Origin of the sequence: Streptomyces xinghaiensis S187, from assembly GCF_000220705.2 — a bacterium.
In the GTDB taxonomy this organism is placed as follows: Bacteria; Actinomycetota; Actinomycetes; order Streptomycetales; family Streptomycetaceae; genus Streptomyces; species Streptomyces xinghaiensis.
In genome coordinates this window covers 1634386-1646840 of the sequence record NZ_CP023202.1, presented here as the reverse complement: position 1 = coordinate 1646840, position 12455 = coordinate 1634386, and the positions used below count along the sequence as shown (strand labels likewise).

Sequence of the window (12455 nt, the reverse complement as noted above, 5' to 3'; positions counted from 1 at the left end):
CGGGGATCGGGGACGTCCGTCTTCTCAGTGCCGGCGGTCGCGGTCGTCGCGGTCGTCGATCCGCCGGTGCCGCGGCCTGTCGTCCCGGCGACGCCTGTCGTCCCGGGTGTGCGGCCCCGGACGCTCGTGCTCCCGCCCGGACGGCCCGGGCGCGAACCGGGCCGCGTCGTCCGGCGTGCCCGGTGCGACAACGTCCGAGTCGAAGCGGAAGTCGCAGTCCAGCCCCAGGTGTGCGACGGCGCGTTCGAAGTCGGCCGCCCACTGCTTCGCCTCGGCGCACCGCTGTGTGTCCAGCGGCGAGGGCGGGCCGGCCCGGTGGGTGGCCAGGCCGATGCCGTCCGGGCGGACGGTGATCCGGATCCAGTGGTCCGGTTCCCAGCCGGGCGGCGCGTGGGTGATGCACCGGGCGCCGGACCCGGTCTCGTGCCACTCGGCCGGTCCTCCGGCCAGGGCCTCGAGCAGTTGGGCCGCGCTCTGCCGGACGTAGTGGTGCTCCAAGTGCTCCAGCCGTTCGTCCACGGCCGCGCGCACCCGCTCGTGGTCGGCGGCTCCGAGGGGACGTCCCTCCTCAACGGCCTTGCGCAGCGGCGCCACGATGTCCTCGGCGGGAGGCCTCGGCTCCACGTCCGGCGGCACCTCGGTGGTGAGGAACTCCAGCTGGGCCGCCGCCCGGGCCAGTGCCTCGCCGCGCAGCCGGACACGCCGGCCGGCCTCGGCGGCGAAGATGCGCGCCTCCTCCAGGTGTTCCCCGGCGCCGACGCCGTCGCCCGCACGCGCGCAGATCAGCGCGTAGTCCAGGGCGGTGACGACGGGTTCGGTGTCCTCGGCGGTGGCGTCGGCGGGCAGGGCGGCCAGCAGGCCGGAGCCGGCGGAGGTCACCTCCTCCTCATCGGCGCCCCTGGCCGGGGCGGGCCACGTGGTGTCCCTGCCGCTGGTGGGACCCCCGGCCCGGCGCCGTTCGGCGAGGATCTGCTGCCACGCGGTGTCCCGCGGGTCGGCGGCGTCGGTCACGGCCGTTGCGCACTCCCACACCGCCAGCTCGGCCTCGGCTCGCTCGACGGCGTGTTCCGCCTCGGCCACCGCTTCCCGGGTGGCGTCCAGGCGGCAGCCCACCGGCTGGACGGGTGGCGGCAGGACGGGGGCGGGCGGCGGAGGCGAGCCCGGCGGGGCGCTGCGGGCCGCGCGGGTGAGCCGTGCCGCGAGGACGGTGCGGCGGGCGTTCACACGGGTTGCGGCGAACGCCGCGCTCTCCCATTGCTGGGCGGCGTTGCGCGCGGACTCCTGCCGACTCAGCAGGCAGCGCTGTTCCTCGGCGGCACGGACGGCAGCGTGCGCCAGCACGCCGGTAGCGGCCATGGCGGCCCGTCCGGCCAGCAGCGCCCCGCTCATGGCGCCCAGTGCGAGGGCGGCCGGTTCCACCAGTTCCTGCAGGACGCCGGCCAGGCCCTGCGCGAACTGGTCGACGGTGTTGGAGACGTCGACGGCGGGCACCTGCGGGATCTGGTTCGTGACGTCGGCCGTGGAAACGTGGGGCATCCGGCTGGTGACGTCGGTCGCTGACAGGGGCGTCGTGCCGTACCCGTAGGCCGGCCACACTTCCGCGATGCCGGCGTACCCGGTGGCGTAACTCACGCGGTCCTCCCCCCGGGTACGGCGGGCCGGGCCGGGCCGCCGCGGACGGCGGCCCGGAGGGCCCGCTGCCTGCGCAGTCGGCGGCGCCAGTCTCGGTCGCGCCGGACGGTCCAGACCACGAGCGCGACGACGGTGCCTGCGGGCCACAGCCACGGGGCCCACAGCAGCACGTACGGCAGGACGACCAGGAAGAGGACCGCCACGAGCAGGCCGGAGACGAGCCGGGCCCGGCGGCTGCCGAGCACGAACCGGCCCGGCCGTTCGGCCGTGCCGACGACGAGTCCGGCCAGCGAGTGGGCGGGGTGGTAGCCCGGTGGCCCGATGCGGACCGCGATCCACAGCTCGAGAGCGTGGACGACGAACGCGGCGGGCATGGCCAGCAGCCACCCAGTGACGACGGCGGACTGCGGAGCCAGTCCGGCGGCATCGGAGAGGGAGATGACGAAGCCCCACGGGGCGCAGACCAGGACCGCGCCCAGGACCGCCCAGCCGAGGTTCGGCAGCCTGTCCAGGCGGCGCATCGCCACATCGAGTCCGTCGCGGGCGGCGGCCAGGGCGGCGACTGCTTCTTGTTGCCGCCGCTCCTCCAGGCGTGCGTGTTCCCGCGCAGCGTCGTCCCGGGCCAGGCGCACGAGCATCAGCGCGGCCAGCGGGCGCAGCGGATCGTCGGCCTCGTCGAGCAGCCGCTCGAACCAGGGGACGCGGACGCCGAGACTTTCCGCCAGCCCGTGGGCGCTCCGGGTCCAGCGGCCGGCGACCTGCGGCAGCCGGGCCAGGTGCAGCAACCGGGCGTCGACGGCGGTGTCCCGGACGAGCGCGGCCCGGACGGCACGCCGGCGCAGACGGGGGTGTCGCAGGGCGAGTTCCTCGGCCTGCGCGTCCCAGACGTCGCGCAGCCGCCGCCACTGCTCCTCGGTGGCGGCGAGCTGCTCCCCACCCGGACGGACGGCGAGGGCGGTCAGCAGACCGGGGTGGCCGAGTGCGACGACGAGGTCGCGGGCGTCGCGGTCCCCGGCGACGGCCTGCCGCACGATCTCCGGCAGCTGGTGGCCTTCGAGGCCCACCCCGTGCCAGGTGACGGGCAGGAGGGGGCCGAGCCGGTTCAGCAGTTCCGCGAGGGCGACGGGGCCGGGTTCGTCGGCCAGCCGGGTGCGCAGGCGGGCCAGCGGGGCGTCCGGGCCGCCGGCGCCTCCCGGGGCGCCCGCTCCGCCGGCCCCTCGCCCTCCTGCGGCCTCGGCCGGCACGAACTGGCTCAGCCAGTCGACCAGTTCGCGGCGCCGAGGCGCGGAGGACAGCAGTCGTGCGGTGCTGGGGTGGCAGCGGTCGAGGACCTCGGCGAGCTCCTCCGGGTCGGTGTACTCCCGCCCCATGAACAGGAAGGGCAGTGCCCGGGGGCCGGGGCCCGGGCCGGGGGCGTTCGTGGTGCCCCGCGTGGCCGGCACGGGATCGTCCTGGTGGGGGTCGAGCCACCGGCCGACCTCCACCGCGCCCCAGCGGTGTCTCAGGGACCGGGTGAGCAGTCCCTCGCACAGGGCGCGCAGCCGGGGGTCGCCGATGCCGCCCAGGTCCACGTCCTCGGTGCTGACGCGTCTGAGGACGAGACCGCGCTCCCGCAGCCGGATCGGGTGGGAGCCGAGGGCGAGTTCGGCGACGACCATGCCCAGGGACCACCAGTCGACGCACGGGTCGACGGTCTGGACGACCGCGGTGGCCTCCGGCGCGAGGTAGTGCGGCTTGCCGGTCCAGTGCCGTACCCGGGTGGACGACACCGGCAGGGCGGCGCCGATGTCGACGAGGACCAGCCGCGGCTCCCCGTGCGGGCCCTCACGGACGACGATGTTGTCCGGGGCGACGTCGCGGTGCACAATCCCGTGCCGGTGCAGCGCGGTCAACGCCTGGTGGAGCTGGCCGACCATGCGCCGGACGCGCTCCGGCGGCAGCGGGAGGCCCTCCCGTTCCTGGTGGCGCTCGCGGTACTCGGCGAGGGTGGTCTCGCCCTCCGAGGGGCAGACATCCCAGACCGTTCCGGTCGCGACACCGCGGTCGAGGACCTGCGTGACGTGTTCGTCGACCCGGTCGCGGAGGATCTCGTGGACCCGGCGGTCGGGGGCGAAGAAGTGGTGGTAGCCCTTCCAGACCAGCGGGACGCCCGGGGGCACGAGCCGGGGTTCGCGTTCCACGACGCGCAGCACCACGGCCTGCGTGGGGAGTGGTTCGCCGGTGAGGCAGGCGCCGAGATCGGCGAGCCGCTCGAAGCGCCCGCGGAGTTCCTCGGGCAGGTCGTGCAGGTTCGGCCGGGCTTCCCGGCCGCGTGCCGGGTCGGGTTGGACGTCCGCGAACTGGTCGGTCGGCGGAACGGTGTTCCCGGCCACTTCCGGTTCGGCGTCCGGTGGTGCATCGGTACTCATGGGATTCTCCCCGCCCGGCGCTGACATACGGCCTCCGAATATCTCTCCGCCGGAGGCGGATGGATACTAGCGAAAATATGACCTCAACCGCGCCCGTATTTTGTTTATCGCTTTCCGATTGCTTTCGATTAGATGAAGTCAATCCGCGCGATCGAACGTGAACGATCTGTGGCAAGAAATGAAAGGGAGGGGTCGGAGTGCCTTGCGGAGCCGTCTCCGTCCGCTCTGTGCCGATCACGCAAAAACCCTCCACATCGCAAGGAACGCGGTCCTATCGTGCTGGTATGGGTCTGGCACACCGCCCCACGGCGCCCTCGGAACTTCCCCCGCACCACCAACTCGTCGCCGAACTGCGCGCCCTGCGCAAGGCCGGCCTTCCACGCGTCCGGCGGACACCGCACCCCGGTCTCGCCGCGGCGGCGACCGCGGCGGGCCTGCCCACGGGCCCGGAGGAGCCGGCCGCGGGCATCGAACGCCTGCTCCGGGCGGCGGTTCACTGGCTCGACGGCTCGGCGTCGCCGCCCGACGCCCACCTGGCCCCGGTCCCGCCCGACGGAGGACCGGTCGGTGAACTCGCCCGCGCGGCGGCCCACTTGTTCGGGCTCGTCGGCGCGGGCTCCCAGATCGCCGGTGAGCGGCGCAAGGCGGCGGCCGCGGTGTTCGGCGTCACCACGGAGAGCTTCCGGCACCGTCAGGAGCACCAGGTCATGGACCGTCTGGCCGACGCGGTGCTGGCCCTGGCGGGCGCGGGCACCCCGCGGGACGGGAATACGGGGATGCGGGGCTCCTCCCCGGAGACTCCGCCTCGCCCGGTCCGGATGACCGGTCCGCCGGTGCACTACGACACGACCGCGCCCGCCGGTGGCCCTCCCGCGCCCCTGCGCATCCGGGTGCACCTGGCCCCCATAGAACTGCTGCGCGACATCGACGTCCTGATCTCCTCCGAGAACACCTACCTGGAGATGTCGAAGATTTTCAGCGACACCGTTTCCGGGGCGCTGCGGCGCGCGGCGGCCGTACGGGACGGGACCAACGCCGTCGTTGACGACCCCCTCGCCCGCGAGCTGCGCGACTGGCTGGCCCTGCACAACCGCAGCGGCCTCCAGGTGCCGCCCGGCACGGTCGTGCCCACCGGTCCCGGCGCGCTGGCGGAGCGCGGTGTCCGCCGGGTGCTGCACGCGGCGGTCGCGGTGCCCCGGCGCGACGGCAACGGCTACGAGGCGTCCGAGCGGACGGTGGCCGACGCCGTGTCCGCCGCCTTCCGCGTGGCCGCCGGCGAACGCGACGCGTACGACCCCCCGTTGTCGTCCCTGTGCTTCCCCGTGCTCGGCGCCGGACGCGGTGGTCTGCCGTCCGAGCGAGCCGCCCGCTGGCTGCGCTGGGCCGTGGAGGAGGAGCTGCGCGTGGACCCCCGCTGGACGGTCCACCTGGTCACCCGCACCCCCGCCCTGGTCCCCCTGCTGCGGGGCGCCGACCGGGGCTGAGGTCGGGTCAGGGGCGCCAGCTGGGCGCAGAGACCGGCAGTCCACGGCGGGCCCCCTCCCTCTCCCACGCGGTCAGGTCGCCGCGGCGCGGAATGCCGTACCAGTGCACCGGCCACGTCCCGTCGGGTGCCCGACGGCCCACGACGACCTGGAGTCCGGCGTCCCGCCGGTCTCGGGTGCGCGTGAGGTGGGGGCCGTAGCGCAGGCGGCCCAACTCCGTTTTAGGCCAAAGGCGTTGGTTGGCGGAGCCGCGCCAGACGAGGTCTGTCGGTTCGGCGGCGCGGAAGCGGCCGGTGACGACGGCGTCGGCCGGTCCCAGCGCCGCCTGCTGCTCGGCGGTCAGTTCGTCTTCCTCGTACCCGGTGTAGACGAGCAGATCGGGCGCCCCGCCGTCGGACGCTGGACGGGCGGCAGGCGCGCGGCGCAGTTCGTCCGCGCCCCGGAGGAGCGCGCCGAGTCCGGTCGGCTGGTCGCACGGCTCCCCGCCGCTCACGGTCAGCCCCGACGCGCCCCGCTCCAGGGCCCGTTGCCACAGTGCGAGCAGGTCGGCCACGGGGACACGGGTGCCGCCGGCGGGATCCCAGGTGTGCCGTGACATGCAGCCCGGGCAGGCCAGCGCGCAGCCCTGCACCCAGATGCCGAGCCGCGCTCCCGGCCCCAGCGTCCGCAGCGGCAGGTGCGCGCCGCCTACATCGAGCCGTTCCGTGTTCCCGAAGGTGTTTCCCAAGGTGTTACCTCCCCTGCGTACGGGGAGAAATTATTCGCCCCGTTCCCGGCGCGCGGCAATGCCGGGGCGGTTCTGTTCCGGATCGGAACAGCACCGGATCCGGAACAGAACCGGACCTTTTCCGGTTCCGGTACAGGTGCAGATTCTGCCACCAAAAAACATGTGCTTCATTTCGTATTCCGCTATGCTCATTCGCCCCGGCATTCTCGTGCCGCGACGCCGCCCCGCGGACCGTGCCGAGAGCCGATCTTCCGCGCCTCGGGGAGGCACACGCACATATGGGGGAGCTTCCGGTGGACACCAGACACAGCGTCGTGCGCTGCCTGCGCCAGTGCGGGCTCGGCCTCCGCGGCTCGCTGCGCAGCCGACGGCGAGGACGGCTCGACGGGGCCCGGCTGCGGGTGACGGCCGCCGACCAGGCCCCGGACTCGGCCGAACTGATCACGCCGTATGTCCATGAGGTACGGCTCATCGCCGAGCGTGCCACCACCGAGCTGCGCGGCCGCCTGCTGCGCGACCGGCACGCCCTGGTGGCGGGCATTCACTCCGGCGCCGTCGCGGTGGTTACCCAGTACGAGGTGCGCCGCAGTCCTTCGCCCGCGCTGCTGGACCGGTGGGGGCGCTCGGTCGCCGAATGGCGCGCGACCGCGGCGCACTGCCGTACCCGCGCCGAGTCGGTCGTAGGCGGCGCGAACCTGCTGCTGGCCCACTACTGGGACGCCGTTTGGCAGCGGCAGACAGCCGAGCACGGGACCCGCCGGGTCCGTCCGCACAGCTGGCTGCCGGGCGAGATCACCCTCGACGCCGGCTGGCGGGACCTCGACTCCTGGCTCACCGCGGTCCCCGGGACCACCTCGGCGCTGACGACGGCGCTGCGGGTGCTCGACGCGGGCCACGCCCCGGCGGGGCGTCCCGCGGCCTAGGTCCCACAAGGGCTGACGGCACCGCACCCATCTGTCCGAACGGTCCGGGGCCGCCCCCGGTGAGCGGGCACGGACACCGTTCCGTACGCCGCCCCCGGGCTGTCGACCGGCCACACCACTGTTGTGAAGGCGAGTCACGTGAACGCACACCACTCGGGGCGCAGACCGCGGGCCGCCCGCCCGGCACGCGGGCTCCGCACTCCGCTCCGCGCCCATGCCACCCTGGTGGCCGCGCTGGCCCTGGGCCTCGCGGGCTGCTCCGACCCGCCGTGGAACTCGGACGACAAGGCCGCGAGGAAGGTGCCCTGCGGCCTCGTCGTGGACGGCTCCGGCTCCGGGCGCAGCGACGACACCGGCGTCGACGTCAAGAAGAAGCTCCAGGAGACGCTCATCCACTTCCTGGAGAGCCGCAACTGCTCCTCGCTCGCCTACGCGCCCGTGACGGCCTCCTCCTGGACCTCGTCGTGCCGTCACTCACCCGTCGACCTCGACCCGACACCGAAGTCGAGCACGACCGACCGGGAGCTGCTCCGGCAGCGAGCCCGCAACACCGCGGTCAACGCCTCCGTGGAGATGCTCGACTGCGCCCGCACCCAGAACGGTTCGGACGTGCTCGGCGGGCTCGGCCGCATCGCCCGGACCCTGCGCGAGACCCAGGACGACGCGGCCGACAACGCGAGCATCCTCGCGGTCAGCGACTTCGAACAGACCGACCCGGAGTTCCGCATCTCCCGGCAGCCCCTGTCGACCAGGACCGAGCGGACACGGGCAGTCGACAAGCTCCTGGCCGGACGGGAACTCCCGGCGCTGCGCGGGATGGACCTCTACACGGTCGGCTACGCGAAGAACCCGGCCCGCAAGCCATCCACCTACCAGGGCTTCGACCAGTTCTGGACCGACATCCTCACGAAACGGGCGAAGGCGCATGTCCACCACGACTACGAGTAGTGACCCCGATGAGCCCACTCCGCGGCGCTCCCCGATCCACCGGGCACTGCGCCGCGAGGACGGCTCGCGGCGCCGGCTCTTCGCGGCGTTCGGCCGGCGGACCCGGCCCGGCGAACGGCGCATGCCCCTGGTCCTGAGCGACCGCGCGCAGCGACGGCTCGTCACACGGGCGCGGAAGCAGGGAGCCAGGGACGGCAGCGGCACGGCGCTCGACGTCGTCGTCCTGTCCAGCGGCATCCTGCCACCGTACGCGGCCGGACTGGCCGCACGACGCGACCTCGTGCGCGAACTGGTGGAGGAGGAGGCCGCCGACTGGGAGACCCGGGCCTCTCGGGAGGACGCCAACGCCCGTAACGGGATCGTGCGGGAGGAGGCGGGGGTCGCCCTCGCCCAGACCCGGCTGGTCGAGGCAGAGCACGACGTGCGCCGCGCCCGCGAACAGCTCGACCTGCTCGCCCACCGGTCGATGCGCTGGCAGCGGCTGCGCGACGCGGTGCGCGAGCGCTTCGAGCGGACAGGGCCGGGTGGCGGGACACCCTCCGACAGCACGGCCGGCACCGCTCACGGTGCCGGCACCGGTCCCCCGCCGCGCCCCGGCGGGTTCGACGAGGACGACGAGTACCAGACCCTCAACCCCGTGGTGGCGGACCCGCACCTGACCGCGATACCGACGCCCGCGCAGGGCGCGGTCGCCGCGTCCGTCGAGGGCTGGGAAGGGCTGCGGGCCCGGGCCGCGATGCCGGAGAAGCTGGTCCTGTTCCTGCTCGTCCTGGTCTTCGCGGTCGAAGTGCCCATCTACTGGGTGGCGTTCGAACCGTTCCACGGCGTGGGCACCTCCAGTGCGGGTGTGCTCAACGCGACCCTGGCGATTTCCGTGGGCGTGCTCATGCTGGCGGTGCCGCACCTCGTCGGCCGCGCGATGCGGGAACGCGGGGCGACGGGCGCGAGCCGCCCGGCCGGACCGGCAGCCCTGCTCTTCCTCGGTTTCTGGGCGGCTTGCACGGTCACCCTGGGCATCCTGCGCGCGAGGACCGTCCTGGCCGAGGAGCCGGTGGAGGAAGTCACGGGTCCCGCCACCGGATTCTCGGACGCGGCCGCGGACCCGGTCCCCAGCCTGGTGGACCGCCTGGAGCTTCAACCGCAGACCGTCTACTGGATGTTCATAGCGCTCCTGCTGCTCTCCGGTGGGATCGGTTTCCTGGCCGGACTGCTGCGCGAGCACCCCTACGTCGACAGCTTCCGCTCGGCGCTCGAACGCCGCGAGGAGCGCGCGCGTGAACTCGCCGCCGCACACACCCGGTTGGCGGCCGCGCGGGCCTGGGTCGACTCTGCGGGCGAACGCGCCGAGCAGCGCCGGCGGGGGGTGGACGCCCGGTTGCGCGCGGCGGACGAGCTCTACGAAGCGGCGGCGGAGGCCCACCGCCACGGCCTGACGTCGAAGGCGGCCGACCCGGCGATCACGGAGGCGGCCCAGAAGCGCACGGAATCGGGAGCCCCGCTCCTGCCCCCGTCCACGACACGACGCCCACCGGCGTCCCGCCGCTGACCGCGCCCGCACACCTACCGGGTCCAGTCGCTGGACCCGCGGCGGCGACCGGCTCGTTGTGCCGACGACGGCATGCTGGAGCGCAACGCCAGCAGCCCCGATTTGTCGGACCTGATCCTGCGCACCGCGCGCTGCATCCCCGCGAGGCCGCCCGCACCCTCATCGCGGCGATCGCCGACGCCAACAACGGCCACCTCCAGGACGGCGGGACCGTCATGTGCCTGGACTGGCACGGCCTCGGCCACTCCCGGCGAGACGCCGACACCGGCGCCGACCCCGCGGGTGCCTCCGCAGCGTCACGGAGGGGGCCGGCCGCTCCCGGGCAGCGACGCGGGGACTGCTCCCATCGGCCCACGGCCGACAGGGGAACGGCACTTTCGCCGCCGGAACCCGTCCGGGAGGCCGGCTCGGGCGTCGCATATCCGCAAAGGCTGCCCGCCACCGACTGTTACTGCGCCGGGCGGGCTCATCGGTGTGGACGCCGCCCGCGGCCCCCAGCCGGGCCACCGAGCCGCTGGTGAAGGCGCCGACCCGGTGCCGGCCGATGTCCTTGCACCCCGGAGCCCCAGACCCGAAGTGCTGGTTCCCGGTCAGCCCTTCGCCGAACGGCCCGGCGCCGCGCGCCGTTCGGCCGTGACGGAGGGGGGAACCAGCTTCACGTCCGCGGGACACTGGACCGAGGAGTGAGATGGACGACCCGAGGGAGCCCTCCATGGAGACCACATTGGGCGAGCAGCTTCTGCTGCTCGCGCTGGACGACGAGTCGGGGACGGAGAAGGAGTCGGCGAAGGTGGCCTTGGCGGTCTCCGCGGCCGCCCTGGTGGAGCTGGCGCTGGCCCGCCGGATCGACGTCACCGGCGACAAGGTGACCATCCTCGATCCGACGCCGCTCGGTGAACCCGCCCTCGACGCCGCGCTCGCCGAGATCGCCGGCCGGGACAAACCCGGCGGGACCGGGGACTGGATCAACCGCCTCAAGGGCGACGCGGTGGCCGGAGCCCGCAGGGGCCTGCTGGACAAGGGCCTCGTCCGGGAGAAGCGCAAGAAGGTGCTCGGCCTCTTCCCCGTGCGCCGCTACCCGGAGGCCGACGGCTCGGCGGAGGCCGCGGTGCGGCGGCGGCTGGAAGAGGTGGTCCTCGGCGGTGAGGCTCCTGACGACCGCACCGCGAGCCTGGTGGCCCTGCTGCACGGCGCGGGACTGCACCGGCTGGCCTTCCCGGACGCCGACAGGGCCGCGGTCAAGCAGGCCATGGCGGAGGTCGCGCACGGCCGGTGGTCGGCGGAGGCGGTCCGCCGCGTCATCGAGGCGGCGGAGAACGCCCTGACGGTGATCGTCACGACGACCGTGGTGACCACGACGACCATGAACGGCTGACGCCGGCCCGGGCCGCGGCCGTGGACGCGGCTGAGGGACCGGGCGCACGCCTCCGCCCCGGCGGCCTCGTGGACCCCGCTCCACGGTGCGTCCCGGCCTGGCCCGGCTCGTGCCGATGCCCCGGCCCCTCCTGCCGTCTTGACGCCCACCGCGCCGCGACTGATGGTGTGGCGGCGGGGAGCGCTCCCATGGGTGGCTTCCCCCTCCGGCCACGAGCCGTCCAGGACAGCGAAGGGAACCGCACATGCGCAGGTCTCGTCACCTCTCCCGGCGGACGTTCCTCACGGCCTCGGCCGCGGGCCTCGTCACCACCGTGACGTCTCCGTCCCAGGCGTCCCCGGCGTCACAGGCGTCCCCGGCCCGCGCCTCGCGGCCGTCCACCGCCCCGGCCGCGTACCGGACGGTGGGCCGGGTGAAGGAGGCGGACGGCGGATACGTGCGGTACAGCTGGCCCGGCATCTCCTTCGAGGGCCGTTTCCGCGGCACCGGCGTCGGCGTCGTGCTCGACGACGCCGTCAACGACTACGACGTCCGGATCGACGGAGAGACCGTCACCACCCTGGTGACCCCGGGCCGGACCACCTCGTGGATCGACGGCCTGCCGGACGGCGAACACGGCGTGCGGCTCGTCAAGCGGACGGAAAGCGCCTGGGCCGCGGGCCGGTTCGGCGGGTTCGCCGCCGCCGGGGGAGGCCGGATGCTGCCCGCCCCCGCGGCGCGGTGCCGGCAGATCGAGTTCATCGGCGACTCCTACACCGCCGGATACGGCAACACCTCGGACACCCGCGACTGTTCCGCCACCGGCGGTGTCGACCGGAACACCAACGCCGGCCTCGCCTTCCCCGCCCTCACCGCCGAAGCCCTCGGCGCCGATCACCAGCAGAACGCCTTCTCCGGCCGGGGCATGGTGCGCAACTACAACGGCGGCGAGCCCGGCACCGACTACCGCACGTACTACGACCGGGCGTTGCTGCACGTCGCGGGCGACGTGTGGGAGAAGCCGGACACCTGGAACCCGCAGGTCGTGGTCATCGGGCTGGGCATCAACGACTTCTCGACCCCGCTCAACGCGGGCGAGCCCTGGGCCACGCAGGACGAGCTCATCGCCGCCTACGAGAGCGCCTACCACGGCTTCCTCGACAAGCTGCGCGCCCGCTACGGTGCCGGGACCCACCTCGTCGTCAGCGCCACCTCCGTGTCCGGCACCACCGCCTTCGCCGACACCGCCGAGCGCATCGTCCGGAACCGCGTCGCGCGGGGCGATCGCCGGGTGGGCTACTGGTACTACGACGACCCGGCCCTGGACCGTCTCGGCTGCGACTGGCACCCGTCCCTCAGTGACCACCGGATCATCTCCGGCCTGCTCGGCCGGTACCTCGCGACGCTTCCGCTGGACTGGTGAGCGGCGCGGA

At 74.2% G+C, this 12455-nt stretch carries 9 protein-coding genes; 6 read left to right on the top strand and 3 right to left on the bottom strand.

Annotated features, from left to right (window positions below; translation table 11 throughout):
• Positions 1–24: 24 nt before the first annotated feature.
• Together SXIN_RS31195 and SXIN_RS06960 are read right to left on the bottom strand one after the other, a co-directional pair.
• Complete coding sequence (locus SXIN_RS31195) at positions 25–1632, bottom strand: coiled-coil domain-containing protein (RefSeq protein WP_095756746.1); 1608 nt, start codon at positions 1630–1632, stop codon at positions 25–27.
• Positions 1629–4040 (bottom strand): protein kinase domain-containing protein, encoded by a 2412-nt coding sequence (locus SXIN_RS06960; RefSeq protein ID WP_192883561.1) that lies wholly within the window; start codon positions 4038–4040, stop codon positions 1629–1631. Before SXIN_RS06960 ends, SXIN_RS31195 begins: the two co-directional genes overlap by 4 nt.
• Positions 4041–4324: 284 nt before the next feature.
• Here SXIN_RS06960 and SXIN_RS06955 point away from each other — a divergent pair, with 284 nt between their 5' ends.
• Positions 4325–5524 (top strand): macro domain-containing protein, encoded by a 1200-nt coding sequence (locus tag SXIN_RS06955; protein ID WP_019711163.1) that lies wholly within the window; start codon positions 4325–4327, stop codon positions 5522–5524.
• A gap of 7 nt (positions 5525–5531) precedes the next feature.
• Here the strand turns inward: SXIN_RS06955 and SXIN_RS06950 are convergent, their stop codons facing one another.
• Positions 5532–6251 (bottom strand): 4Fe-4S single cluster domain-containing protein, encoded by a 720-nt coding sequence (locus SXIN_RS06950; protein WP_019711162.1) that lies wholly within the window; start codon positions 6249–6251, stop codon positions 5532–5534.
• A gap of 293 nt (positions 6252–6544) precedes the next feature.
• On the opposite strand from SXIN_RS06950, the gene SXIN_RS06945 reads away from it, so the two are divergent.
• From SXIN_RS06945 to SXIN_RS06920, 5 genes are all read left to right on the top strand, one after another.
• Positions 6545–7174 (top strand): hypothetical protein, encoded by a 630-nt coding sequence (locus tag SXIN_RS06945; protein ID WP_157916257.1) that lies wholly within the window; start codon positions 6545–6547, stop codon positions 7172–7174.
• A 138-nt stretch (positions 7175–7312) separates the two neighbouring features.
• On the top strand, positions 7313–8122 hold the full coding sequence (locus SXIN_RS06940; RefSeq protein ID WP_019711160.1) for a hypothetical protein: 810 nt from the start codon (positions 7313–7315) through the stop codon (positions 8120–8122).
• Positions 8100–9668: a hypothetical protein gene (locus SXIN_RS32725; protein WP_039823639.1), complete on the top strand. Its 1569-nt coding sequence runs from the start codon at positions 8100–8102 to the stop codon at positions 9666–9668. Before SXIN_RS06940 ends, SXIN_RS32725 begins: the two co-directional genes overlap by 23 nt.
• A 712-nt stretch (positions 9669–10380) precedes the next feature.
• Positions 10381–11043 carry a GOLPH3/VPS74 family protein gene (locus SXIN_RS06925; RefSeq protein WP_039823643.1) on the top strand — a complete coding sequence of 221 codons (663 nt, stop codon included), beginning with the start codon at positions 10381–10383 and terminating at the stop codon, positions 11041–11043.
• Between the two features lie 244 nt (positions 11044–11287).
• A complete protein-coding gene (locus SXIN_RS06920; protein ID WP_019711157.1) occupies positions 11288–12445 on the top strand; it encodes an SGNH/GDSL hydrolase family protein in 1158 nt (385 codons plus the stop codon).
• Positions 12446–12455: the final 10 nt, after the last annotated feature.

Coding starts and splice junctions, on each gene's coding strand:
- SXIN_RS06960 (WP_192883561.1), bottom strand. CDS start 4,040: ATGAGTACCGATGCACCACCGGACGCCGAACCGGAAGTGGCCGGGAAC.
- SXIN_RS32725 (WP_039823639.1), top strand. CDS start 8,100: ATGTCCACCACGACTACGAGTAGTGACCCCGATGAGCCCACTCCGCGG.
- SXIN_RS06955 (WP_019711163.1), top strand. CDS start 4,325: ATGGGTCTGGCACACCGCCCCACGGCGCCCTCGGAACTTCCCCCGCAC.
- SXIN_RS06925 (WP_039823643.1), top strand. CDS start 10,381: ATGGAGACCACATTGGGCGAGCAGCTTCTGCTGCTCGCGCTGGACGAC.
- SXIN_RS06920 (WP_019711157.1), top strand. CDS start 11,288: ATGCGCAGGTCTCGTCACCTCTCCCGGCGGACGTTCCTCACGGCCTCG.